General features: G+C 40.9%; 23 protein-coding genes. 20 read left to right on the forward strand and 3 right to left on the reverse strand.

Annotated elements, in window-relative coordinates; all coding sequences use genetic code 11:
* The first annotated feature begins 250 nt into the window (after nucleotides 1-250).
* The 4 genes from PQ477_RS09345 to PQ477_RS09360 all read left to right on the forward strand — a co-directional run bounded on the left by PQ477_RS09345 (nucleotide 251) and on the right by PQ477_RS09360 (nucleotide 3,774).
* Nucleotides 251-1,114: an alpha/beta fold hydrolase gene (locus PQ477_RS09345; protein WP_035394401.1), complete on the forward strand. Its 864-nt coding sequence runs from the start codon at nucleotides 251-253 to the stop codon at nucleotides 1,112-1,114.
* Between the two features lie 369 nt (nucleotides 1,115-1,483).
* The gene (locus PQ477_RS09350; RefSeq protein WP_144557572.1) at nucleotides 1,484-2,707 is read left to right on the forward strand and encodes a NupC/NupG family nucleoside CNT transporter; all 1,224 of its coding nucleotides are present in this window, start codon (nucleotides 1,484-1,486) and stop codon (nucleotides 2,705-2,707) included.
* Nucleotides 2,708-2,766: 59 nt separating this feature from the next.
* Complete coding sequence (locus tag PQ477_RS09355; protein ID WP_274273441.1) at nucleotides 2,767-3,228, forward strand: GNAT family N-acetyltransferase; 462 nt, start codon at nucleotides 2,767-2,769, stop codon at nucleotides 3,226-3,228.
* 60 nt (nucleotides 3,229-3,288) lie between these two features.
* Entirely contained in the window at nucleotides 3,289-3,774 is a 486-nt protein-coding gene (locus PQ477_RS09360) for a ribonuclease H-like YkuK family protein (protein ID WP_060704290.1), read from the forward strand.
* Between the two features lie 10 nt (nucleotides 3,775-3,784).
* On the opposite strand, the gene PQ477_RS09365 is transcribed toward PQ477_RS09360, so the two are convergent.
* Both PQ477_RS09365 and PQ477_RS09370 read right to left on the reverse strand, forming a co-directional pair.
* The gene (locus tag PQ477_RS09365; RefSeq protein ID WP_035394394.1) at nucleotides 3,785-3,988 is read right to left on the reverse strand and encodes a CotD family spore coat protein; all 204 of its coding nucleotides are present in this window, start codon (nucleotides 3,986-3,988) and stop codon (nucleotides 3,785-3,787) included.
* Nucleotides 3,989-4,116: 128 nt separating this feature from the next.
* Entirely contained in the window at nucleotides 4,117-5,208 is a 1,092-nt protein-coding gene (locus PQ477_RS09370) for an AI-2E family transporter (RefSeq protein WP_328236896.1), read from the reverse strand.
* Nucleotides 5,209-5,380: 172 nt separating this feature from the next.
* On the opposite strand from PQ477_RS09370, the gene PQ477_RS09375 reads away from it, so the two are divergent.
* From PQ477_RS09375 to PQ477_RS09400, 6 genes are all read left to right on the forward strand, one after another.
* Entirely contained in the window at nucleotides 5,381-6,919 is a 1,539-nt protein-coding gene (locus PQ477_RS09375; RefSeq protein ID WP_144557582.1) for an NAD(P)H-hydrate dehydratase, read from the forward strand.
* A gap of 55 nt (nucleotides 6,920-6,974) precedes the next feature.
* Nucleotides 6,975-7,562: a PepSY domain-containing protein gene (locus PQ477_RS09380; protein WP_035394386.1), complete on the forward strand. Its 588-nt coding sequence runs from the start codon at nucleotides 6,975-6,977 to the stop codon at nucleotides 7,560-7,562.
* Between the two features lie 97 nt (nucleotides 7,563-7,659).
* Nucleotides 7,660-8,319, forward strand: coding sequence for a Type 1 glutamine amidotransferase-like domain-containing protein (locus tag PQ477_RS09385; protein ID WP_274273442.1), 660 nt, complete (start codon nucleotides 7,660-7,662; stop codon nucleotides 8,317-8,319).
* Entirely contained in the window at nucleotides 8,316-8,822 is a 507-nt protein-coding gene (locus tag PQ477_RS09390) for a GNAT family N-acetyltransferase (RefSeq protein WP_274273443.1), read from the forward strand. The genes PQ477_RS09385 and PQ477_RS09390 overlap by 4 nt, the downstream gene beginning before the upstream one ends.
* Before the next feature lie 155 nt (nucleotides 8,823-8,977).
* The gene (locus tag PQ477_RS09395; protein ID WP_144557588.1) at nucleotides 8,978-9,730 is read left to right on the forward strand and encodes a MerR family transcriptional regulator; all 753 of its coding nucleotides are present in this window, start codon (nucleotides 8,978-8,980) and stop codon (nucleotides 9,728-9,730) included.
* 4 nt (nucleotides 9,731-9,734) lie between these two features.
* Entirely contained in the window at nucleotides 9,735-11,477 is a 1,743-nt protein-coding gene (locus tag PQ477_RS09400) for an ABC transporter ATP-binding protein (protein WP_274273444.1), read from the forward strand.
* Nucleotides 11,478-11,522: 45 nt separating this feature from the next.
* On the opposite strand, the gene PQ477_RS09405 is transcribed toward PQ477_RS09400, so the two are convergent.
* A complete protein-coding gene (locus tag PQ477_RS09405) occupies nucleotides 11,523-12,023 on the reverse strand; it encodes a DinB family protein (RefSeq protein ID WP_274273445.1) in 501 nt (166 codons plus the stop codon).
* 244 nt (nucleotides 12,024-12,267) lie between these two features.
* On the opposite strand from PQ477_RS09405, the gene catA reads away from it, so the two are divergent.
* From catA to PQ477_RS09455, 10 genes are all read left to right on the forward strand, one after another.
* Entirely contained in the window at nucleotides 12,268-12,918 is a 651-nt protein-coding gene (gene catA, locus PQ477_RS09410; protein ID WP_035394373.1) for a type A chloramphenicol O-acetyltransferase, read from the forward strand.
* A gap of 93 nt (nucleotides 12,919-13,011) precedes the next feature.
* The gene (locus PQ477_RS09415; RefSeq protein WP_274273446.1) at nucleotides 13,012-13,947 is read left to right on the forward strand and encodes an NADP-dependent oxidoreductase; all 936 of its coding nucleotides are present in this window, start codon (nucleotides 13,012-13,014) and stop codon (nucleotides 13,945-13,947) included.
* Nucleotides 13,948-14,173: 226 nt separating this feature from the next.
* On the forward strand, nucleotides 14,174-15,064 hold the full coding sequence (gene murQ / locus PQ477_RS09420) for an N-acetylmuramic acid 6-phosphate etherase (protein ID WP_274273564.1): 891 nt from the start codon (nucleotides 14,174-14,176) through the stop codon (nucleotides 15,062-15,064).
* 16 nt (nucleotides 15,065-15,080) lie between these two features.
* A complete protein-coding gene (locus PQ477_RS09425; RefSeq protein ID WP_274273447.1) occupies nucleotides 15,081-16,436 on the forward strand; it encodes a PTS transporter subunit EIIC in 1,356 nt (451 codons plus the stop codon).
* 14 nt (nucleotides 16,437-16,450) lie between these two features.
* Complete coding sequence (locus PQ477_RS09430; RefSeq protein WP_274273448.1) at nucleotides 16,451-17,506, forward strand: DUF871 domain-containing protein; 1,056 nt, start codon at nucleotides 16,451-16,453, stop codon at nucleotides 17,504-17,506.
* A 116-nt stretch (nucleotides 17,507-17,622) separates the two neighbouring features.
* Nucleotides 17,623-20,046 carry a TPM domain-containing protein gene (locus tag PQ477_RS09435; protein ID WP_274273449.1) on the forward strand — a complete coding sequence of 808 codons (2,424 nt, stop codon included), beginning with the start codon at nucleotides 17,623-17,625 and terminating at the stop codon, nucleotides 20,044-20,046.
* A gap of 94 nt (nucleotides 20,047-20,140) precedes the next feature.
* Nucleotides 20,141-20,434: a HesB/YadR/YfhF family protein gene (locus tag PQ477_RS09440; RefSeq protein WP_035394365.1), complete on the forward strand. Its 294-nt coding sequence runs from the start codon at nucleotides 20,141-20,143 to the stop codon at nucleotides 20,432-20,434.
* Between the two features lie 75 nt (nucleotides 20,435-20,509).
* The gene (locus PQ477_RS09445; protein WP_035394363.1) at nucleotides 20,510-20,956 is read left to right on the forward strand and encodes an NUDIX hydrolase; all 447 of its coding nucleotides are present in this window, start codon (nucleotides 20,510-20,512) and stop codon (nucleotides 20,954-20,956) included.
* Between the two features lie 220 nt (nucleotides 20,957-21,176).
* Entirely contained in the window at nucleotides 21,177-22,160 is a 984-nt protein-coding gene (locus PQ477_RS09450; RefSeq protein ID WP_274273450.1) for an ABC transporter substrate-binding protein, read from the forward strand.
* 12 nt (nucleotides 22,161-22,172) lie between these two features.
* The gene (locus tag PQ477_RS09455) at nucleotides 22,173-24,134 is read left to right on the forward strand and encodes an iron ABC transporter permease (RefSeq protein WP_052007792.1); all 1,962 of its coding nucleotides are present in this window, start codon (nucleotides 22,173-22,175) and stop codon (nucleotides 24,132-24,134) included.
* Nucleotides 24,135-24,162: the final 28 nt, after the last annotated feature.

Genomic DNA, 24,162 nt, shown 5'->3' on the forward strand with positions numbered 1-24,162 from the left:
GTTACAACATCAATTTTAAAAATACATACTATTTCGTTTTGTTTTTACAATAAAGAAAGAGGACGTGTCTGGATTAGGTTGCTTTGTCGTTTTGTCACAAGGTTTACTCTTACAACGTAGTCTATGTAGAAATTGGTATGAATTTGTAGATAAAAATTAGTTAAATGCCCGTTGACTTTCCATGTGAAGGGGAGTAATATTCATCTTAGATTTTTTTTACAAACTACTATAGAAAAAGGAGATAGTCATCATGGAGAGAGGCGTTGCTTCTTTTACGTATGAGGATTTGACTTTAGAGTATTCGATTACGGGAGAAGGAGAACCGATATTATATTTACATGGTGGTCATTCCAATTGTTTAGAACAACTTGGTTTAGAAGAGCTTGTTGAGCAAGGGTATTCGGTTATTATTCCTTCTAGAGCAGGTTACGGTCATACATCAAAGAGAATCGGAAAATCATTGGAAACAGCATGCAGTTTTTATATTGAGCTTTTAAATGAGTTGCACATTGAAAAAGTGCACGTTATTGCCGCTTCAACAGGCGGCCCTTCAGGTATTTATTTAGCAAGCCATTATCCCGAGCGTGTCAAAACGTTTACACTACAAGGGGCTGTAACGAAGCCGTGGAAAGAATCGAGAAAGCGTGACGCACTTATTAGTCGTTTTTTATTCTATCCCTATGTGGAAAAATTTGTTTGGAAAGGTGTGTCCAGTTTAGCGCGATTTTCACCAGATATCGCCTTCAAAACGATTGCGCCGATTTATAGTAAGTTGCCTTACGAAGAAATTAAGGCGCGAACCTTATCCAGAGACTGGTATTTGTTTGATCGAATGACGGAATTTCAGCGCTCTAGACATGGGTTCTTAATTGATATGCACCAAATCAGAAGATCGTTAGAAGAAGAACTTGATTCCATTCAAGCACCAACGCTTATTGTGCATAGCGTTAATGACGCAATTGTTCCTTTAGAGCATGCAGAATATGCAAAAGGGCATATTCAAACAGCAAAACTATGTTGTTTAAACACGTGGGGGCACTTACTCTCGTTAGGAAAAGGTTCTGAAGAGCACAATAATGAAGTGATTGGCTTTTTAAATCAACACTCTGCATAAGCTGTACCAGACGATTAATGATGATATACATGAAAAAAGCGCGCCGATTGCACCGCTTTAGCGAGTTCTTTTAGAATTCTAGCTAGGGAAGCAACCGATGTGCTTTTTCTTTTATGTTGAAAAAATTCAACCGTTGTGAAGGCTTATAAGGGATGGTTATGGCTGAATCTATACATTTTTTCCTATATTTATGTATTGTAGAAATGATTCTTAGTATTGTAACTTTTTATGAACGCATTGACTTCCTTACTCGCTTTTCATAAGCTGAATCTTGTCAGGTTATAATATTTTTTGAAGAAAAATGCAAGAATTTCATACTTAAGGGAATAGTAAGGCGCAATGAAGACAAATTGCGTCGGGGAGGCTAATATGAACGTTTTATGGGGTATTATGGGCATTGTCATTTTACTTGCCTTTGCTTTTTTACTTTCTACAAATAAGAAAGCGATTAACTGGCGAACGGTTTTGACTGCTCTAGCTTTACAAATTGTTTTTGCATTTATTGTATTATGGACGGATATAGGAAGCTACGTGCTTGAGCAAGTAACAAGAGGTGTACAAGCTGCTATTGATACTTCAGGTGCAGGAATTGATATGCTATTTGGGGGGATCTTTGCAGTTGAAGGGGTCGGAATGATCTTTGCATTCCAAGTGTTACCTGTTATTATCTTTTTCTCTGCTGTTATTAGTGTATTATACCACTACGGCATCATGCAATTTATTGTTCGTTATCTTGGTGGGGGGATCTCTCGTTTACTACAAACGAGCCGCGCTGAATCTGTTTCTGCAACGGGGAATATTTTCGTCGGACAAACAGAAGCACCTTTAATGATTAAGCCTTATTTAAATAAAATGACTGCTTCGGAGCTATTCGCAGTTATGACAGGTGGTATGGCAACAGTAGCCGGATCTGTTATGGCAGGTATCTCATTGATGGGTATTCCGTTAGAATACTTAATCGCTGCAACGTTTATGGCTGCGCCTGGTGGGCTATTAATGGCCAAAATGATTGTACCTGAAACAGAAGTAAGTGAAACAAAAGATACCATTAATTTAAAAGTAAAAAGTGAGTCTCGTAACTTTATTGATGCAGCATCAAATGGTGCGCTTGACGGCTTGAAATTAGCATTAAATGTTGGTGCGATGCTAATTGCCTTTGTATCATTGATTGCATTAATTAACCTCTTATTATCATTTGTAGGAAACGGTATTCTTGGACTGGGTGTTATTACGTTAGAAGAAATCCTTGGCTTTGTTTTTGCGCCAGTTGCGTGGATTATTGGCGTTCCTTGGGGTGAAGCGCTACAAGCTGGTTCCTTTATCGGTCAAAAAACGATTGTAAATGAATTTATCGGTTTTGAAGCATTAACAAGCGCTGCTGGTGATTTATCTGAACGTACCTTCATTATTACATCGTTTGCGCTTTGTGGGTTTGCGAATATCTCTTCTATTGCGATTTTACTTGGGGGACTTGGTGGCATGATTCCAGAACGTCGTCCGCTTATTGCAAAATATGGTGTGAAAGCCCTTATTGCTGCGACACTTGTTAACTTAATGAACGCAACGATTGCGGGAATGTTAATTGGTGGGTAGTATAGTAAAGACAGTCTTAGGACTGTCTTTTTTTTATTATTTGAGGAGTGTGAGACGATATGCAGGTTGTAAAAGCGACTTTAGAGGATGCAGAAACCATTTTAGCCTTACAAAAAGTAGCTTATCAAAGTGAGGCAGCTCTTTATAATGACTATACGATCTTACCTTTACACGAAACAATTGAGAATGCACAGGAAGCTTTCTCAAGTCATCTAATTTTAAAAGCATTAGACGATCAAGGCAGCATTCTTGGGTCTGTAAGAGGAAAAATAGAAAATGGCGTAACAAAGATTGGGAAGCTTATGGTTCACCCGTCAGCACAAAATCAAGGTGTAGGTAGAGCCCTTATGGAAGCTATAGAAAAAGAGCTTCCTTCTCCAACATATGCATTATTTACAGGGTCCAAAAGTGAAAAAAACTTATTTCTCTATCAAAAATTAGGGTATACGATTGTGTCTTACGGTTCATTACCTGGTGAAGCCACTGTATTTGCTTTTTTAGAAAAGCGTAGTGAGCACTAGGCTTATTTTCTTACTCACTTGCATACAATGAACAAGGTCATAGTGTAAGTGAGGTTTTACATGCCTGATTATCGTACAGAGACTCGTTTAGAAAGACAGTATTTACTTCGTGATATCTTTACACGCATTGCAGCTTATTTAAACACTCATGGCTCTGAACCCTGCCATATTATTGTCGGGACAGATTCCCAAGTTCACGCTCAAACCACTCGTTTCGTTATAGGTGTTGTCATTCTTTCAAGCACTAAGCAAATGTGGACAGGTACACATCGATTAACAAAGCCTTATAAAATACATTCCATTTACGAACGGTTGCTTTATGAAACCCTATTAACAGAAGACGTGCTAACCGCATTACGAGTGAATGTAGGGAAAAAGCCAAACGTTACGTTCGAAGCGCATTTAGATATTAGTGGAGAAAATCAATTTTATTCAGCCCGCTATGCAAAAGAGTTAAGTGAGCGCTTATTGCGAATAGGTTTTTCGGCGAGGTTAAAGCCCTATGCTTATGTAGCTAGTCATTATGCCAATCGGTATACAAAATAAACCGCCACGATTAGCGAGGCGGTTGTCTCCAGGGCTGCTGTATGTTGATAGGTGGTGGGGGTAATTCTCTGTTCACAAACGACTCTGTATGAGGGTATTGATGAACGTGTCGGTAGACTTTATTTGTGACATAGTGAGTAACGACAGGTTGAATTTCACGGACAACATATTCTTCTACATGTGGTCGTTGTAGGTGCTTAGGTCGATGAAACATCTACACATACCTCCTTTGCTATATGTAGTCTATGTGGAAATGGTAAAAGCGGTATAGGCGTATACGTACCCATACAGAACAGGTATGAAATAAAGACCGTTTCGCGTTTTGCGAAACGGTCTTTATAATCAAGTTCTCTTTGGGGTGGATCGCATTCGAATTCGTATTAATCGATACGTATGCTGCACAATGACCTTACCAACCGCATAAGTCGGTACAGCAAGTAGAATGCCAATAAAGCCTGCGAGTTGGCTCGCTACAAGTAAGACGAAAATAATGGTCAGTGGGTGAACAGCAAGTTGGCGTCCCATGATTTGTGGAGAGAACACATTGCTTTCAATTTGCTGAATAATTACGACACCGCCAATAACGAGCAGCGCTGTAAAAGGTGAATCAAATAATGCGACCACAACAGCTGGAGCAGTCCCGATCCAAGGTCCAATAAAGGGAATAACGTTTGTAAATAAGGCAACAAGTGCTAAGATTAACGCGTAATCTAAGCCTAAAATTAAGTACCAAATTAAACAAAGTACCCCAACACATGCACTCACAAGGAGCTGTCCTTGAATATAACTACTTAATGCATTATCTAAATCGCTTAATACGCGCTTACCTTCTTCTTGTTCTCTTGCTGGAAATTGATTAATGACCATCATTGGTGCTTTGTTTCCTTCTTTAAGCATGTAGAACAGAACAAAAGGGATAATCACAACGACAATAACAAAGTTTGCTACCGCACCAATAAAGGATCCGATGCTATCAACGGCAGATTCTAAATAACCTTGCAAGTTCTCCGATAAGGTATTCGAAATATTCTCGAGAGAAAAATCCATGGAGTCGAGCACATTTTGAAAGGCTGGCTGTTCTTGTAAGCCTTCAAAGAATTCTTGTACCATGTTTGCGTACCTTGGAATGTTGTTAACAAACGACATAATTTGGTTCTGAATGATTGGTCCTATATACAGCACGGCGCTTGTTAATAGACCGATTAAAACAAGAAACACAATTAAGATTGAAACGCCACGATGTATTTTTTTACTGAGTATATTAACGAACGGTCTCAGTAAGTAATAGATAATGAGCGCAATGACAATTGGAGCAAACAATGTCTGAAACAAAACCGCTATTGGCCTGAAAATAAAATCTACGAGCGAGCCTAAATAGATAATCAGAAAAATAATGATAATCCAACAAGCGAATCGAAACGCTTTACTCTCCATCAAGGTATGTATGCCCTCCTTCCATTTCCTTCTCATGTGTATTCAAAAGAGATTTGTAAAAACACTATATCACAAAATACCTGAAATCCAATGAAATTTCCATTTCTACAGTTTGAAGTTGCTAGAATAGGGAATATCTCAAATACTATGATCCACTAAAAGGGTGAGCGCAATGCGAATAGTAACCGGAGAAGAAATGGCAAGCGTTGAAGCGATTACCATGAATAAAATTGGTTTACCTGGTGTTGTGTTAATGGAAAATGCAGGCAGAGAGATTGCCCGTAAGCTGATCGAGCAGTACGGTGATAAACGCTATTTACTATTAATAGGTGCAGGGAATAATGGCGGAGACGGTTTTGCTGTTGCACGAATGCTAATGGAGCAAGGGATCACTGTCATGACATGTATTATACCGGATGAAAGTCGCTTCGGTGGGGATGCAAAGCAACACAAGCGAATATATGAGCAGAGTGGTTACAGATGGAAGTACTGGCATGATATCGAGTCAGAATGGTTGGAACTGCTTTGCGAAATAGATGTTATTGTTGATGCGATGATCGGAACTGGGATAAAGGGTTCGCTAAAAGATCCTTATCCAGCTATTATAAAACAACTAAATCGGTCACAGAAGGAGATTGTATCCATTGATTTACCGACTGGCGTACCGGCAGATGAAACAGCGATTGCTCATGAAGCGGTGTATGCAGGCAAGACGTATTCATTACAGCTCATGAAGCTAAGCTATTTTTTAGAAGCGACAAAACCATTTTACGGGAAGATGGAAGTGTTGCCAATTGGTGTGCCACCAGCTACGTTCAAGCACCTTGAAAAGCAACGTTGCGTATGGGGAGAGGAAGAAGTTTTTCATAGCTGGTTTACCTCTAGTTCGTTTGCACATAAAGGGAAGAATGGTCGGATTGGTATTATCGCCGGAAATGACAACATGCCTGGTGCAGCAAGTCTTGTCACGACGGCGGCGGTCCAAAGTGGTGCAGGCTTAACAACTGTTGGAACAACCCGTCCTGTCATCCAAGCCATTGCCACTCATGTGAAAGAGGCAATGTTTACGACGCTATCCTCGGATAAAGACGGGATATTGGCTCCTACAGAAAGCGAACTGTTAGCATTTTATGAGAATAAGACGGTTTTAACAATTGGACCAGGTATTGGAAGAGGAGGGCATGTGAAGGACGTTGTCTCACATGCGATTACTCATTTTAAAGGACCATTAATTTTAGATGCAGATGCTTTACATGTCGTTCCAAGCTGTCTTGAGTCCATACGTAAGCGTCAAGCACCTTTAATTATAACGCCCCACCCTGGAGAGATGTCGATGCTGACAGGCTATGGAGTCGAGCACATAAAGCAAAGGCGATTTGAAGTTGCTGAGGCGTTCGCACGGACAAATGGGATCTATGTCGTTTTAAAGGGACCTCATACGATTGTAGCGATGCCTGATGGCTTCCTGACTGTCAATATGTCAGGGAATGAAGGGTTAGCTAAAGGGGGATCGGGTGACGTATTAACTGGTATGATAACTGCATTGGTTACGAGGCAAAAAACGCAAGTCGCTTTATCGACTTCTGTTTATTTACACGGTTATGCAGCTGATTTATATAAAGAAGAAGGATGGAGTACAGATAGCATTACGCCAAGTCATTTAATTGCTAAACTGCCGGATGCGTTTAAAGTGGTAACATCAAAGTCATGATAGTGGGTAAAACTGGGCATACTGATACAATCATAGGAAAAGGAGTCTAGACACAATGAAAAAAACACCATTTATGTATATGACGGTATTTACTGCTCTATCACTGCTCGCTGCTTGTAATCAAGATGAGGGTCCAGGTGAAATGAACCCTAACCCAGAGCCTGGAACTGTAGAAGAAGACAATGGCGCACAAGAGAATGAAACGATGATGTCGTATATTCGTTTAGATGATGCGCTACAACATTTTAACAATGCGTTTCCAGATGCATCACTTACATCTGTTAAGTACGATGCTCAAAATCTACATTATGAATTAGATGGTATAGATGACGATTCCGAATATGAACTGGTTATACATGCAGAAACGGAAGAAGAGATCAATCAACAAACAGAACCTCTCGATGCTGAAGATGCTGGAGGTGTTGAACGTGAAAGAGAAGCCATTGAGTTAGAGGGTTTAATTGAACCAACTGATGCTGTAGGGACTGCTCAAAATGAAATTTCTGGTGCGATGAGAAGTTGGGAGCTCGAACGAGACGGAAACCGAATTTACTATGAAGTGAAAATTGAAGTAGACCAGGAAGAACACGAAGTAACCATTGATGCCGAATCCGGAGAGATTATTGAAATTGATCGAGATTAAAAGAGTGTAAGGTGCTTATGTAACAAATAGGCACCTTATTTTTTATGCTTCTTACGATAAATGCTATGATTGGATAAAGACAATAGGGGGGGAACGAATGAGTACCCATCTTTTTTTATTTGGAAGCGGGCCTCCGTTTACAGAAAAATTAGGTAAGCGTTTCGTCGAGGTCATGAGTGAGAAAACATGCATCATTTTTGTTATCGATCGACCTGGGATTAATGATTATCGTAAAATGTACGAGGGAATGTTGAAGTCGTTAGGGGTGCATTGTTTATTTCGCCCGCTGCCAGCAGTGTCAGAGCAGGGAATTTGCGATGAATTGAAGGCTTGCGGAGGGATTATAATCGGCGGTGGAAATACAGAGAAATACATAGATGAATTGGTGGAAACAACGATTGGTCCAACGATTAGAGATCAATTTCATACAGGTATTCCTGTTGCTGGGTTTTCGGCAGGCGCCATTATGAGCATGGAGAAAAGCATGATATCGGCTAAAGACCATCCAAGTAAACGTTTAAACGTGCGGAAGGGATTAGGTTTGCAACAGCAAACACAAGTGGCCGTTCATTTTAGTGAATGGAAGGAAGAAGAACATTTACGTATGATAACGAAAGACTATGGGATTGAAGGGTTTGGTATTAATGAAAAATCTGGTATTTATTTTAAAAACGGAACAAAAGAAATGATTGAAGGATCAGGTGTTTACAAGATTCATGCAGGTGTTTTACACAAGCTGGAGGTAGAAAACAGATGAACATCGTTTATCGGGAAGCTAGAAAAAAAGACGCAAAAAGCATGATCGACCATGTGAAGTTTGTTTTCACGGAGAACCCTACTTTTTATGGAACGCGGGCAGATGAATTTCAAATGACTATTGAACAAGAAGAACAATGGATAGAAAAACATCAGAAACATGGCTTTCTTTATTTGGCAGAAATAGATGACGTAATAGCGGGAATGATTCATTTCCTCCCTTCAAAAAGCAAACGTCTTTCCCATCAAGGTATGGTAGGCATTAGTATAAAGGAGTTTTATGCAGGGCAAGGAATTGGTACTGAATTAATGACTCGCCTTTTACGCTGGGCAAAAGCTCAAGCGAATATTGAAAAGGTCTCATTGGAAGTTTTCTCCAATAATGAACGCGGTCTTTCTTTATATAAGAAGTTAGGCTTTCAAGAGGAAGGCCGATTAAAAAGAAATGCGCGTCTTGATGATGGTACATATGTAGATGATATTCGCATGGCGCAGTTTGTTTGAGTTACATACATTCGTGTGTTTCGGATTTCCGGAAGCCATAGAAGGCCGAAATCCGCTCAGGTTCCTTTTTAGAGATTGTTACAGTGTATAGAAAGATTCAGATTGACTGTTACGTTACGTTATAAGTTAGGCTAAGTAGAAGAAGGGGGAATTAGATGGAACTCACAATTGGTCCATTTGCAAAACAAGTAGGCACAACGGTTCGAACATTACGGTATTATGATCAAATTGGCTTACTTGTGCCACTTCGTTTGAACGATAAAAGTCAGAAGCTTTATACAAGCTTAGAATGGAAAACGTATCAGCAAATTGCTGTATGTAAATATTTAGGGATGACACTTGATGAAATTAAAGCACAGCTTGAAGATCGTATCATGAGTGGTGAAGAGTTGCTAGCCTTTCAAAAACAAGTGATTGAGAAAAAACAGACTGAATTAAATGAAACAATGAAACTTATCACAAGGGCGCAACGTTTATATGAAGTAGAGAACCCGATTAGCGGAGTGACCGATGAATTAACATTTAGTTTATTAGATGCATTTAGGCGTGAAAAAGATCAAATTCAAGCATTTAAACAGTATTTCTCTGGTGACAAAGCGATTGTTTCACAACTAGATAAATATAACGAACCATCGTTACAGCAAACAATGGATAAAGAAGGATTGCAGTTCTGTTTGAATGTCCATTGGGCCATGCAAAAAGGAGAAACACCGGACAGTCCTTATATAAGAGAATTGATTCAACGTTTAGTAGAACGTAACCCAGAGTTGAGAAAAATGATCGCAATTGTAAAAGATGATGCATTTATTCAAAAACATAGTGATTTGTTTAATCTGTATTTTCCAGAGGAGTTAGGCGACTTTATTTATACCGCGCTTACGAATTATATGCATGTGGAAGAGGAGTAATGAAATGGAAGAGAAACAGCATCAATCCATTAATATCAAAGCGTTTATTGCCATGATTCGGCCATTCTTACCACGAAAGCTATTGCTTGTGCTTGCAGTCGTCCTTGTTGTTTTTGAGACGGCGCTTGCTCTCATTGTACCGCTGTTAACCATGAACTTTATTGATGAGATGACGGTGATCGGGTTTGAGTGGTCAACCATAGCCTTATTAGGAGCTGTATTTTTAGCGCAGTTAGTTATGTCAGGAATCGCCATCTATACAATGGTCTATATCGGTCAAAAGGTCGTTTATTCTTTAAGAGAAACGGCTTGGAAGCGGATCTTGCACTTACCTGTTTCATTTTTTGATCGTCATTCATCAGGAGAAATGATGAGTCGCATGACGAATGATACCCTTGTCATTAAAGACTTTATGACGATGCAATTAATTCCTTTTATTTCGGGATTAATCTCTATTATCGGTTCAATTATTATTCTGTTTGTTTTAGACTGGAAAATTACCCTTATGATGCTAGCGGTAGTACCAGCATCCTTACTTGTCATGATGCCACTAGGTAGAAAAATGTATCGTGTCTCCCGCTCCTTACAGGATGAAACAGCTTCATTCCAAGGTGATTTAGGACGTGTGCTCGCTGATATTCGTCTTGTAAAGGCGTCTTTAGCTGAAGATCAAGAGAAACAAGTAGGCATTAATCGAATGGCAAATCTATTTGGTTTCGGTTTACGTGAAGGAAAGATCATGGCTGTCATCCAGCCAATTATGATGAGTTTAATGCTTATTATGCTCGTTGTGATTTTTGGTTATGGTGGAATGCGTGTTGCGGCTGACACATTAACAGCAGGGGCTCTTGTTGCCATTATCTTTTATTTATTTCAAATATCTGTTCCATTTACGCAGATGGCCAACTTCTTTACGCAATTACAGAAAGCACTGGGTGCAAGCGAACGGATGGAAACCATATTGAGTGCAGAAGTAGAACAAGATTCGTTAGAGACAACGAATACGGTTGAACAACTTGATGCGTTAGCCTTTCAAGATGTGTCGTTCCAGTATGCTGATGACAAAAAAATTCTTCAGCATGTTACCTTTACAGCTCGGGTTGGTGAAATGACAGCTTTTGTAGGCCCGAGTGGGGCTGGGAAAACGACGTTGTTCTCACTCATTGAACGATTCTATTTGCCAACAGATGGAACCATTCAGTACCGTGGTGTGTCAACAGCATCTATACCTCTTAATGAATGGAGAGAGAAGATTGCATATGTTTCACAAGACTCTCCTATTATGTCAGGGACGATACGAAGCAATTTAACGTATGGGTTGGAGCATGTTCCCAACGACTTTGTCGAGGAGGCCGTGCATGCTGCCAATTTAAAACAGTTTTTAGAAGGATTGCCTGATGGATTAGAAACAGAGGTTGGAGAGAGAGGCATTCGTTTATCAGGTGGCCAAAAACAGCGACTCGCTATTGCAAGGGCAATGATACGAAATCCTAAAATTTTGCTTCTTGATGAAGCAACCGCACACTTGGATAGCGCGTCAGAAAAGCTCGTTCAAGAAGCACTTGAACGATTAATGACTGGACGTACAACGTTAGTCATTGCACACCGACTTGCGACTGTCCGCAACGCTGATCAATTAATTGTACTAGAAGGTGGCAAAGTAACAGGTTCAGGAACTCATCAAGAATTGTTAGAGAAACACAGCTTGTATCAAGAGCTTGTTAAGCAGCAGCTTCATGTAGATTAAAGAAAGCGATCGCGACCTACCGTTAAAGAGGCGCGATCGCTTTTTTTAGGCATTTGGAAAAGACGGATCTGATTTTAATTCCCGGATTTGATTAATATGGCGTTGCTCGTGATATGTCCGTAAGTCAACCCATTGTTGTAGAGATAAACGACCAAAGACAGGATGCTTTGCTGATTGTTTATCAAGTCGATCCTGTTCAGTAGACGCCACTTCTTCGTCAAGTAGCTGCTTTTCTTGCTGTAACCGCTCAAGCAAGGTAGTTTTAAAAAACGGGCCAGGGTTAGGGGCGACGATATCTGGAGCTTCAATTTTAATTGAACGGTCTAATGCTCGTTCAATTGGTTTAATCGGTGCTTCGTCTTCTTTATTTTTGGTTAGCGTGTATTGCAACGTTAATAAGACTTGATGATCCATTTTAATTAAGTGATCACATACTTCTCCAATGGTCCAATTCGATTTAATACGAAAGTTAAGCTGTTCGTCTGTCAAAGCATCTAGTTCTTGTACTAATTGATTTCGAACATCCATTCTACTTACGTTAGGCATATCGCATGTCTCCTTTTTCAATCGATGTAGCTTGTTTTCGCTATTAACCGTGAAAGTCCTTGTCCCTTTTTGTTGAATCAAAGTGATTTTAGTGTAAAATACGATAAAAGATAACCTATCATCACGCGATGGTACAGTCGTTCAGTTAATCGTAAAAGTCACTGTCATAAAGGAGTGAGTAGATGGTTAAAACAGATAAGCTAGCCTCCTAAACTAGAAACGATTTCATTTAGGAGGCGGAAATATGACATTTACAGTGATAAATCGAAGAAGATGGAAGCGCGAAGAAATGTTTGCGCATTATATAAAGCAAAAGACCACATTTAGCATAACAACGGAGCTCCAAGTAGATGTGCTGTACAAAAGGGTGAAGCAAAAAGGATATAAATTTTATCCGGCCTTTCTCTATATGGTGACATCTGTTGTTAACAATCATGTAGCCTTTCGAATGAGTTTTAACCAAGAAGGAGAGCTTGGCTATTGGTCTCACCTTGAACCGGTCTATACGATTTTTCATGAGAAGACAAAGCTTATCTCAGGTATTTGGACGTCAATGAATAAACACTTTGGTCACTTTCATACATCTTACTTACAGGATGCTATGACGTATCAAGGTAGCCAAGCGCTTTTTCCAAAAAAGCAAGTGCCTGAAAATGCGGTTTCCATTTCAATGATACCGTGGACATCTTTTACAGGGTTTAACTTAATGATTCATCAAGACATCAATCATCTTCTCCCTATCGTTACTGCTGGGAAGCTAATTGAAAAAAATCAATCGCTCTACTTGCCTGTATCATTACAAGTCCACCATGCTGTTTGCGATGGATACCATGCAAGTGTCTTTATGAACGATTGTCAACGAATGGCTAATCAAGCACATGAATGGTTGAAATAAAGCGTAAACACCAATTCTAAAAAGAATTGGTGTTTTTCATTCGATTGAAATTTCATTTTCAGGGAATGAATAATGTAGGAAAGGAGTGTTAGAATGCGTGCAGTAGCAATTGATCAGTATGGTGGGATTGAACAGCTGAAAGAAATAGAAATGGAGAGACCAACGGTAGAATCGGGACAGGTACTCGTTCGTTTAGAAGCGACATCGATTAACCCAATTGATTGGAAGCTCCGTGAAGGATACTTACAGCAGATGCTAGATTGGTCCTTTCCCATTGTGTTAGGTTGGGATGCGGCTGGTGTTATTGAAGAGGTAGGAGAAGAAGTAACAGAGTGGAAAGTAGGAGATCGGGTTTTTGCTCGTCCAGAAACGACGCCACATGGCACGTATGCCGAATTTGTAGCCGTGGACGCCTATTTATTGTCTTTTATACCTGATAATATGACTTCTGTAGAGGCGGCAGCTGTTCCTCTTGCAGGACTAACGGCATGGCAGTCACTCTTTACCTATGGCCATTTAACAAAAGGAGATCGAGTGTTAATTCACGCTGGCGCAGGTGGTGTCGGTCACCTGGCAATTCAACTAGCAAAACATGCAGGAGCATACGTTTATACGACCGCTAGTAAAAAAAACCATGAGCTCGTTAAAAAATTAGGGGCTGATGAAGTGATTGATTATAAAACGGAATCGTTTGAAGAGCGCTTATCCGAGCTAGATCTTGTTTTTGATACAGTTGGAGGAGATGTCCAGTCCAATAGCTACAAGGTGCTAAAAAAGAAAACCGGTCGACTTGTTACAATTGTGGGCGTACCAGACGAAAAGGAAGCCGCTAGGTACGATGTTAAAGCCCATGGTGTATGGCTAAAACCTGACGGTGAACAATTAAAACGGCTAGCAGGCCTTATGGAAGAAAGCCAGCTAAAAGTGGTCATTCATGCGTCTTATCCTTTTGGGGAAAAAGGAATAAAAGACGCCCACTCTCTTAGTGAAACGGGCCATGTATCAGGAAAAATCGTCATTACGTTTTAATGAAAGTGGAGTTCTTCTTTCTCGCAAAGAAGGACTTTTTTTTATTTTTTCTAACTGAAATAAAATTTTATTTATAATGATTTAATAATTGACATATAATTTCAGTAGAATGATAATAAGAGTAGGTAACAAGCTTTTAATGGACTCCTTTCAACTTTTCATGTGAATAACGTTCGTTAAAAGTGTTTTGGCTTATTAGGAACTAGAGTGAAGGATGTGAGCAGTGTTGTTAGACAAATTACAGACGGAACTACGAAACATTCGTTCCATGGATCTCGACGAAATGAATCGCTACGATATTCTCAAGTTAATGAATGAAGAAGATGCGACAGTGCCAACAGCAATTGAACGCGCACTTGTAGAAATTGAAGCAGCGACAACCCTTGTCATTGATTCCCTTTCTTCTGGTGGCAGGCTTATTTATGCTGGTGCCGGAACATCTGGACGTTTAGGCGTGCTAGATGCAGTTGAGTGCACACCAACATTTGATATGCCGGCAGAGCGGGTGTTAGGTCTTATAGCAGGAGGAGAGGGTGCTTTTTTAAAAGCAGTTGAAGGAGCTGAAGACGAGCGTATTCTTGGTGCGAATGAATGTAAGCGCATTAATGTATCCGAGAAAGATACTATTATTGCGTTAGCAGCAAGTGGGCGCACCCCTTATGCAATTGGTGTATTAGAGGAAGCAAACAAAAGGGGCGCTCATACGGTAGCGATTAGTTGTAATCGTCATGCAGAAATGAGTCCCTATGCAGATGTTGCGATAGAACTGGAAACGGGTCCAGAAGTACTGACTGGCTCAACCCGGTTAAAAGCAGGAACGGCGCAAAAGCTTGTATTAAACATGATTTCGACGGTTTCCATGATTGGTATTGGCAAAGTGTATCAAAATTTAATGGTAGATGTTCAGCCGACGAATGCAAAGCTTGTTGAACGCTCAAAACGAATTGTCATGGAAGCAACCGATGCGAATGCAGGAGATGCCGAACGTGCTTTACAAGAAGCGGATGGTCATGTGAAAACGGCGATCGTCATGCTACTGTTAGACTGCACTGGACACGAGGCAAAAGCGAAATTAGAAAAGGCGAATGGGTTTATTCGAAAAGCAGTGAATTCATAAGAGGAAGGTGAAGTGCATGAACAAAGACCAACAAATGGCCTCAGCTATTTTAAAGCATGTTGGTGGAAAAGAGAATGTTGACAACCTCACGAACTGCATGACAAGAGTACGTATTAGGGCAAAAGACGACACGGCGGTGGATAAGGAAGCCTTAAAAAAAATTGATGGGGTTATGGGTGTAGTAGAAGACGATACATGGCAAATTGTCGTCGGCCCAGGAACGGTGAATGTCGTCACAGCAGAAATTCAAAAGCTTATAGGTGAAGATAACGAGTTATCATTTGAAGAAAAAAATGCCAGGGATGCTGCAGCTCGAAAAGAACGAAATAAAACACCGTTTAAGCAGTTTTTAAGACGACTCGGAAATATCTTTATTCCGCTTATTCCTGGTTTAGTTGCGTCAGGTATTATAAATGGCGTCGCACAATTCTTAATTAACTATGGGTTGAGAACGGAAGATCACACGTGGCTCCTGTTAATGACGATTCTTGGCGGCGGCTTGTTCATGTATCTAGCGATTTTAGTAGGTTGGAATACAGCAAAAGAATTTGGTGGAACACCGGTTTTAGGGGCCATCGCAGGTATGTTTATTTTTAATCCGGCTCTTGAGCAGGTAACGATTTTTGGTGAGCAGCTTCAGCCTGGACGTGGTGGACTGTTTGGCGTTATTTTCGCTGCATGGCTAATGGTCTTCTTTGAACGAACCATTCGGAAGGTTATGCCAAGATCAATCGATATCATATTTACATCTCTATTTACAGTATTAATCGTAGGAGCGCTTTCTATTTACGCTGTCATGCCTGTAGCAGGTGTGTTAGCAGAAGGCATTACATCAGGTATCAATTCGGTCTTATCAATTGGAGGCCCACTTGCAGGAGCAGTGATGGCAGGTTTCTTCTTACCGCTTGTAATGGTTGGGCTTCATCACGGCTTAACGCCTATTCATTTAGAGCTCATTAACACGTTTAATTTTACAACATTATTACCTATTCTAGCGATGGCAGGAGCAGGTCAAGTTGGTGCTGCTATTGCGATCTTTATTAAAACGAAAAACCAACGTTTACGCACTATTATTAAAGGTGGTTTGCCTGTAGGGTTTTTAGGAATAGGTGAACCGTTATTATATGGCGTAACCCTTCCTTTAGGACGACCGTTTATAACAGCGAGTATGGGAGCTGCTGTCGGTGGAGCCATACAAGCATCGTTTGGAACAGGGGCGCTAGGGATTGGTGTTTCAGGCCTATCGCTGACGCCACTCATTGCGGAAGGGAATTACGTGCAATATTTAATTGGAATTGCTGTAGCGTATTCATTAGGCTTTCTATTTACGTACTTGTTCGGCTTCAAAGAAGAAATGGCTAAAGGAATCTAGGAGTGTGAGCAATCATGAAACTCGGTGCATCGGTTTATCTTCATGTACCAATTGAAGAACAGCTACCCTATTTAGAAAAAATCAATGAATATGGTTTTCAAACACTCTTTACATCCCTTCATATTCCAGAAGACGATGTCAGTCTATATGCCGAGCGCTTGAAACGGCTAGGTCGTTTTGCAGAAGAGAAGGGGATGGCACTTGTTTGCGATGTATCCCCTCAGTCAATGGCTCATCTGCAACTAACTTGGGAAAATGCTAGTCTTTTACGAGATTGGGGTGTAACCGGATTGCGAATCGATTATGGAATGGAGGCAGAAATTGTTGCTGATATCTCCAGATCCTTAGCGATTATTGTCAACGCAAGCACCGTAAAGGCGGAAGACATTGCAGCATTAAAGCAAGCAGGGGTGTCGTTTGACCACATTGAGGGATGGCATAATTTTTATCCTCGTCCAGAAACTGGGTTAGGTCGAGAGAATTTCAACAACATGAATGAGCGCTTACAACAGGCGGGCTTTAAGCGAATGGCGTTTATTCCTGGCGATGGAAAGCGAGGACCACTCTATGAGGGGCTGCCAACGTTAGAAGCGCATCGCCGTTGGAGTCCATTTGCCGCTTGGCTTGATTTATATAGCCATAACGCCGTAGATACGGTAATCGTCGGTGACCCTCAATTAAATGAGAGTAGTTTACAACAGTTAGCGGTTTTTCAACAGCAAGGCGTTATTTTATTGCGAGCAAAAGCGTATGTGGACGTTCCTCCTATCATTGATAAACATTGTAATCGACCCGACGAAGCAAGAGATGTTATTCGTTCAGTCCAATCACGAGGAATGGCTCAACAAACGAAACAAAAGGTTAAACCAAACCAAACCATTGAGCGTTTGGTTGGTTCAATAACCATGGATAATGAACGGTACGGACGCTATCAAGGAGAAATTCAACTAACAAAGCGGGATTTACAAGCCGATGCGAAAGTGAATGTTATTGGTAGAGTGATTGAAGAAGATCGTCCTTTACTGAACTACCTAAAGGCCAATCAACCGTTTTGTATTAAATGGATCTAGCATGTGATGAAAGCCGGGCATAGAAAGAAGTATGCCCGGTTTATTTTTTATGACCAATTGCAACTTTTCAATCCATTGCACCGTATAATAGAATAGAAGAAAAGGGGGAGCGAGTAATGAATAGAAGGAAACAACGTATCATGTTAATCTTTGTTGTACTCTGTCTCGTATTCATGTTTCCGATGCAGGTGTTTGCGAGTGTTACCGTTGACGATGAAGCAAATTTCTTTTCTGCTGAGGAGATTGCTGCTATTGAAGCAGCCGCAAACGATACATACTTTAATTATTATGTCACTACATTAGAAGGTACGAATGGGCAATCTCCTTCAAACGCGGCACTAGAGGTCATTGAACGTGTCGGTAGTGAAGGCTATCACTATTCCATTTTTATTGACGCAGAGGCAAGTGAAGTGTATTTAAACTACATACCTAATGGAGAAGCGGAGTCTGTTATTGGCAATGAGCGAAATGCCGTGCAAATTATTGATAATGAGTTCTTGCCAGCGGCTTCTACAGGAGAATACGGTCAGGGTGTTATAAATATAATGGATCATCTTGAAAGAGAGCGAACGAGTGGGACAGTTGCTGCGTTTTTATTTGTTGGAGCCTTAGGGATTGCCCTTATCGTTTCGTTGTTTTACCTACGAGCACAGAAGAAAAAGCGTCTAGCGCATGTTCACTCTCTTCTTGACCGACAAAAGCGAATTTTAGCAGATGTTTTAAAGCCTTATCACGAAGCAAAAGAGCGTGTGGAGCTTTCTCGTGGTAATACGCAGCAATTGTTTATTGACAAACAAGAAGAGCTTTTTGCGATTTTAACAAACGCTCAAGAACAAGAACAGGAACTAAAAACATGGCTTGACGGAGCTGGTAAGAAAAAGAAAAATGACGTTTTACAAGCAACAGTTGATTTCACGAACAGCATTACTGCTCAAGAAGAACAACTTGAAACGAAAAAAGAACAATTAAAAGAGATGTTCGATCAGGAGCTGAAAATTTCAGGGTTAATCAAAGCGATTGAAGAGAAAGTAACAGGTATAAGAGACACGCTTGAAGAGATGAAGCGCAAAACAAATCTTCCGTATACGTACTTGGAAAGTGATATCCAAGCGGCAGAAGAAAAAATGGCGGAAATGTCGGCAGCTGATGATTCACTTGACTATCTGTATGCTGCGCAATTAGCAGAGGCAGCCGAGGAGGCATGTGCGACAGCAGAAACACATGTTGACCAAATTAAGACGCTTTTAGCGAAAGAAGCTGAATTGATCGAACGAATTGACAAGCAAGGTAGAGAGATTGATCAAATTGTAGAGCGAGAGCAATTACGCTTAAAAGAGGAAGACCCTCACGCATTATTAGAAGCTGCTCGACAATCCCATTCTCAGCTACACCATGCAATAGAGGTCGGAAACGCGAAAGAAGCGATCCACATCTACGATTCAATGGATGCAGCAATTAACGATGCGCTTCAGCGAGTAAAGCAGTTACTTGTGTACCGAGATGAAACAAAAAGAGAACTAAGCGAATTACAGGAGAGTATGCGGGCCATTCGACTTGATCCAGAATCGTTTCGCATTCAAATGGATAAAGTGCGTCATACGTATCACTCCTCCCATTGGCATTCGATAGAATCCGATTATCATGAGGCAACCAATTTGTATGATCGTATGCTCCATACGATGAATGACGTTGACAAGATGCTTCAGCTCGACAGCCAAGAATATAAAAAGGCCAATCAAACCATGCAGGACTTATTGGCACAATATAAAACATTAACCGAATTACATGGGCAAAGCTTCTATCTATTTGACCGGTTAGAACAGCAGAAACAATCTCTATATAGAGAAGCGAGAGCGATGAATGATGATATTCAATCATTGGAGCATCAGCTTCACCACCATCGACTTCGGTTTAACAGTCATCGCATAGAAGAATTGTATCGTTCTGTGACGAATGCTATTCGCTTATTAGACGTTACGCCAATCCAGTTATTTTCCGTAGAAGATGAATTAGAGCACGTAAAGCAAGAGTTTCCTTATGTCCAAAAAGAAGTGCAATCGTTTATTCAAGATAAAGAGCGATTGGAGCGAGAGTGGCGAGATGTCTCTTCTTCCTATCAGCATATGTCCCGAAAGCTAGGTTTGAATTTTAGCCAGTCGACGTTCAAAAGGCGCTATGATGAATCTGCTCGACAAGTGGACTATTTGATTACGGAGGGACAATTTGCAAGTGCTAAACGAGAGATTGATTTAACACGGAGATTAGTAGATGAAATGCGTGATGAAGAACGAAGAATGGCAAGGAAAGCTGCTCAAACAGCAGCAGTACTTCATACAGTAAACCGAAACAATAACCGTGGCTCACGAGGAGGAGGTTCAGGCGGTTCACGCGGGGGTGGTTTTGGAGGTTCCGGAGGCTCGCGAGGAGGCGGCTTTGGAGGTTCCGGTGGCTCAGGCGGTTCGCGAGGAGGCGGTCGAAGTATGGGCGGCCGCGGAGGTGGATCCAGCTTCCGAGGAAAAGGAGGCGGACGAAAGTTTTAGATGAGGCTTACTCCTAAGCCTCTTTTTTTAGTATGTACCAATAAGTCTGGTATGATATGGATAAGTATAGTTTAAGAAAGAAGGCGAGCGCTCAATGAAGATTGTCATAAGCGATCCAGCGGCAAAATGGTTTAAAGAAGACTTTCCGATGGGGAAAAACGATAAGATTAAATTCTTTTCGAAAGTGTATGGTTCTAGTCCTGTACAAGAAAACTTTGCCCTAGGTTTTACAGCAGAGGATGCACCAAATAAAATGGCTGTAAAAACGGAGAGGAATGGCGTTGAATTTTTTGTTGAAGAAGAAGATGTCTGGTTCTTCGACGGACACGATCTGTATGTTGATTATGATGAAAAAGAAGATGAGTTACTTTTTGATTATAAGAAATAGAACCTACCTAAAACAAGCTAGCTCCTATCAATACGATCAGAGATCAAACACTTCAGGTTCTTAAAGGAGGAGAAAATGGCAGATTATATTAAAGAGATGCGAGCATTAATTGGGCGACGACCATTTATTCTCGTTGGCGCAACCATTCTGGTCTATAATCGTGCAGGGGAAATCTTGCTACAACATCGGAAAGATACGGATGAATGGGGATTGCCCGGTGGGGTCATGGAACTTGGGGAAAGTTTTGAAGAAACGGCAGCAAGGGAGTTATGGGAAGAGACAGGCTTGCAGGCGAAAGCTTTCACATTCGTCGATTTAGTTTCAGGTAAAGACTATTACTTTCAATATCCCAACGGTGATGAAACCTATAATGTAAGCGCGGTTTACCGAGCTGAGGAAGCGTTCGGAACATTAGGTGGTAGTGATGGCGAGAGCTTAGCGCTTGCATACTTCCCTAAGGAAGATTTACCAGCAAAAATGGATTCGCGTGCAGTTCTTATCTTAAAAAAGCAACTGAAATAAATAAGGATAAGTGAACAAAGCGATCCGTACCTGTTTGTGACAAAATCTATCGTCACGACTAAGGCAACCATAAATAATGACTAGAGCAGGCTAACGCTACTATACGAGTGTAAACTGCTTTTTTTTTCGTCTTTGTTTCGTTTAGGGATTGCTATTCTTTAAGGGAGTAGTATAATCGTAAATGAGTATCATTATCATTTGGTTTATGGGGGAGAATAGATTGAAGACAGCGAGTAAATTTTTATCTGTACTATCGATTGGCTTGTTAGCAGCATGTGGCGGTGGAGAAACAAATTCTGACCAGTCTTCTAACCAAGGCAACAGTGAAGAAAGTATAACAGTTTCAGACATTCACGGTGAACATACATTTGAGTCAATACCTGAGAAAGCAGTTGTTCTTGATTGGATTTTTGCGGAAAATCTTCTATCTCTAGGAATAGAGCCAACAGGAATGGCTGAAATTGAATCCTACCAAGAATGGGTAGATATTGGTTCAGAGGGATTAGAAAATACAGTAGATGTTGGTTCACGATCAGAACCGAATCTAGAAGCTATTGCCCAACTAGAACCAGATGTCATCTATGCGATTAATTTTAGGGCGGATGCGATGATGGAAGAGTTGGAGAAGATCGCGCCAGTACTTGTATATAATCCTTATCCAGAGGAAGAACTTGGTCAAACACAGTACGAAGAGATGGAAGAAACGTATCTAGAAATGGCTAAATTATTTGATAAGGCCGATGAGGCGAACGATGTGCTAGCTGATTTAGAGACGACATATGAAGAAGCACAACAGGCACTGTCTGAAATGGAGTTAGACACAAAAGAATTTGCGTTAACGATGGCATACAGTGATAATCAAGCACCTGCTTTTCGCATTTCTACACCGAATGCCCTAGCTGTTGAGATTTTAGAACGAATGGGGTTAGAAAATGTCTACGATTCAGGAAGCTTTGAGCCTTACGGATTTTCAACAGTAGGTGTGGAAGAGTTTACTAAAGTAGAAGATGCAAATCTCTTACATATTGTACAAGGTGATGACAATGTGTTTGAAAATCAACTAAAAGATAATTCTGTCTGGAATGACCTTACGTTTACGAAGGAAGATCGTGTTTATGCTCTTGGTGGCGACACATGGCCATACGGTGGACCGTTATCAGCAGAAAAACTAGTACACCGCACGTTAGAAGTGTTAGATCAATAGAGAATGGCTGTAATGAAATACCAAAAAAATAAGTCCGCTCTGTCTTTTTTGCTAGGGAGCTTGATTCTAATTGGGTTGTCTATTGTTCATCTCATACAAGGTCAAGCGGATTTAACAATCGTTGATTTGTTTTCAAGCTGGGATCAGCGAACCGAGGCGATTATGGGTGTACGCTTCCCTCGGTTAATTGTTGGGATCCTTGCTGGAGGCTGTTTAGCTATGGCTGGTTTGGTTTTACAGACAATGACGAAAAATCCATTAGCCTCTGCCGGAACATTGGGTATTAATGCAGGGGCTTATCTATTCGTTGTCATTGGTACCCTGTTCTTTCCAGGTGTGAACGCATCTTTTCTTTTTTCGTTTTTAGGAGCTTGTTTTGCGGCTTTTCTTGTCTTTATGCTAGCTGGAAAAACGATGTCACCGGTGCGGGTTGTACTAACAGGTATGATTATTACATTACTGTTCGGCGCGTTAACAAGCAGTCTCCAGCTCATGTATGAGCAAGAATCCAATGGCTTGTTTTTATGGGGTGCGGGTACATTAATGCAAAATGACTGGTCTGGTGTCGCTTTTATTTGGCCGTTTGCGCTCCTATTGGGACTACTAGCCATCCTAAGTGGAAAGAAATTTGATCTTATACATTTGGGTGATGAAGCGGCAAAAGGCTTAGGTTTACCTTTAGGATTTGTTAAGACATGGGGGTGGGCACTAGGAATTCTGCTTGCGTCTGCAACAGTCAGTGTAGTTGGACCGATTGGTTTTATTGGATTAATGGCACCACATCTTGTCCGATTAATGGGTATTCGTGGACACCGTCTACAGTTTGTCCATACGTTTATGTGGGGGGCTGTTATTCTTATTGCAGCAGACGTGCTTTCGCGATTCATTTCACCGAATAGTGAACTTCCTGTTGGGGCGATGACCGCTTTTATTGGAAGTCCGTGGTTAATGTATTTAGCCTACAAAGCTGCTCGGAAAATGAGAAGCGATAAACAAAAGCTAAATAGTTCAAAAAAAACGTTGAACCCTGTTGTTGTTACTACTTCTCTTATATGTGTATCACTTCTAGTCGCTTATGTGTCCATTTCTTTTGGAGGTGGACAATTCACGAGTATACAAGAAATGTTCACAGGCAAAATAGTTGATCAAGTCATGGTTCAGTTTCGTTGGCCAAGGGTCTTGGTTTCCTTTTTGGTCGGAGCATTGCTCGCTTTATGTGGAGCACTCTTGCAGAACGTCTTAAAAAATCCATTAGGCGATCCGTCTATTATTGGCATCACCTCTGGAGGTGGGGCTGGTGCACTTCTTATTCTTGTGTTATTTCCATCGTTACCGTACTTCTTTTTACCGTTAGGTGCTGTAATAGGCTCCATTATTGCCGTTTTAATCGTCATTTTGGCGACGAAAAAATCTGGTTTTGAGCCAATCTCTTTGGCACTAATGGGCGTGGCGGTATCAGCGATGGCTTCCGGTGTTATTCAAATCTTAACGGTCAAAGCGAGTTTAAGTGTCTCGCCTGCGCTTGTATGGTTAGCGGGAAGTACATACAGTTCCACCTGGAACAATGTCTTCATGTTATTGTTGATGCTGCTCATACTTGTTCCGTTTACTCTTTTCTTGAGCAAGCATTTAAATGTACTTGCTTTCTCAAATGAAGTATCGATTTCATTAGGTTCAAAAGTAAAGCTGTTGCGAATCACGTCCATTGTCATAGCCGTTTTAATCGGCGCAGTATGTGTGTCGATTGTGGGAGCAATTGGTTTTGTCGGCTTATTAGCGCCACATGCAGCTCGAGCATTAGTCGGATCGTCGTTTCAACGAGTTATTCCTGTTTCGATGATGATTGGCGGCACTTTACTTATTATCGCTGACTTTTTAAGTCGCTATATTCTGTACCCTACAGAAATTCCGTCTGGTTTGCTCGTGGCATTAGTCGGAGCACCGTATATTCTTTATGTGATGAGGAAGCTGTAGATTCATTAAAGGCCACGCTGATGTGTGG

Origin of the sequence: Shouchella hunanensis (genome assembly GCF_028735875.1) — a bacterium.
Classification (GTDB): domain Bacteria; phylum Bacillota; class Bacilli; order Bacillales; family Bacillaceae_D; genus Shouchella; species Shouchella hunanensis.

What these genes read in the sequence shown, in the direction of transcription:
- PQ477_RS09345 (WP_035394401.1), top strand. Translation starts at nt 251, where the DNA reads ATGGAGAGAGGCGTTGCTTCTTTTACGTATGAGGATTTGACTTTAGAG.
- PQ477_RS09350 (WP_144557572.1), top strand. Translation starts at nt 1,484, where the DNA reads ATGAACGTTTTATGGGGTATTATGGGCATTGTCATTTTACTTGCCTTT.
- PQ477_RS09355 (WP_274273441.1), top strand. Translation starts at nt 2,767, where the DNA reads ATGCAGGTTGTAAAAGCGACTTTAGAGGATGCAGAAACCATTTTAGCC.
- PQ477_RS09360 (WP_060704290.1), top strand. Translation starts at nt 3,289, where the DNA reads ATGCCTGATTATCGTACAGAGACTCGTTTAGAAAGACAGTATTTACTT.
- PQ477_RS09365 (WP_035394394.1), bottom strand. Translation starts at nt 3,988, where the DNA reads ATGTTTCATCGACCTAAGCACCTACAACGACCACATGTAGAAGAATAT.
- PQ477_RS09370 (WP_328236896.1), bottom strand. Translation starts at nt 5,208, where the DNA reads ATGGAGAGTAAAGCGTTTCGATTCGCTTGTTGGATTATCATTATTTTT.
- PQ477_RS09375 (WP_144557582.1), top strand. Translation starts at nt 5,381, where the DNA reads ATGCGAATAGTAACCGGAGAAGAAATGGCAAGCGTTGAAGCGATTACC.
- PQ477_RS09380 (WP_035394386.1), top strand. Translation starts at nt 6,975, where the DNA reads ATGAAAAAAACACCATTTATGTATATGACGGTATTTACTGCTCTATCA.
- PQ477_RS09385 (WP_274273442.1), top strand. Translation starts at nt 7,660, where the DNA reads ATGAGTACCCATCTTTTTTTATTTGGAAGCGGGCCTCCGTTTACAGAA.
- PQ477_RS09390 (WP_274273443.1), top strand. Translation starts at nt 8,316, where the DNA reads ATGAACATCGTTTATCGGGAAGCTAGAAAAAAAGACGCAAAAAGCATG.
- PQ477_RS09395 (WP_144557588.1), top strand. Translation starts at nt 8,978, where the DNA reads ATGGAACTCACAATTGGTCCATTTGCAAAACAAGTAGGCACAACGGTT.
- PQ477_RS09400 (WP_274273444.1), top strand. Translation starts at nt 9,735, where the DNA reads ATGGAAGAGAAACAGCATCAATCCATTAATATCAAAGCGTTTATTGCC.
- PQ477_RS09405 (WP_274273445.1), bottom strand. Translation starts at nt 12,023, where the DNA reads ATGCCTAACGTAAGTAGAATGGATGTTCGAAATCAATTAGTACAAGAA.
- catA (WP_035394373.1), top strand. Translation starts at nt 12,268, where the DNA reads ATGACATTTACAGTGATAAATCGAAGAAGATGGAAGCGCGAAGAAATG.
- PQ477_RS09415 (WP_274273446.1), top strand. Translation starts at nt 13,012, where the DNA reads ATGCGTGCAGTAGCAATTGATCAGTATGGTGGGATTGAACAGCTGAAA.
- PQ477_RS09425 (WP_274273447.1), top strand. Translation starts at nt 15,081, where the DNA reads ATGAACAAAGACCAACAAATGGCCTCAGCTATTTTAAAGCATGTTGGT.
- PQ477_RS09430 (WP_274273448.1), top strand. Translation starts at nt 16,451, where the DNA reads ATGAAACTCGGTGCATCGGTTTATCTTCATGTACCAATTGAAGAACAG.
- PQ477_RS09435 (WP_274273449.1), top strand. Translation starts at nt 17,623, where the DNA reads ATGAATAGAAGGAAACAACGTATCATGTTAATCTTTGTTGTACTCTGT.
- PQ477_RS09440 (WP_035394365.1), top strand. Translation starts at nt 20,141, where the DNA reads ATGAAGATTGTCATAAGCGATCCAGCGGCAAAATGGTTTAAAGAAGAC.
- PQ477_RS09445 (WP_035394363.1), top strand. Translation starts at nt 20,510, where the DNA reads ATGGCAGATTATATTAAAGAGATGCGAGCATTAATTGGGCGACGACCA.
- PQ477_RS09455 (WP_052007792.1), top strand. Translation starts at nt 22,173, where the DNA reads ATGAAATACCAAAAAAATAAGTCCGCTCTGTCTTTTTTGCTAGGGAGC.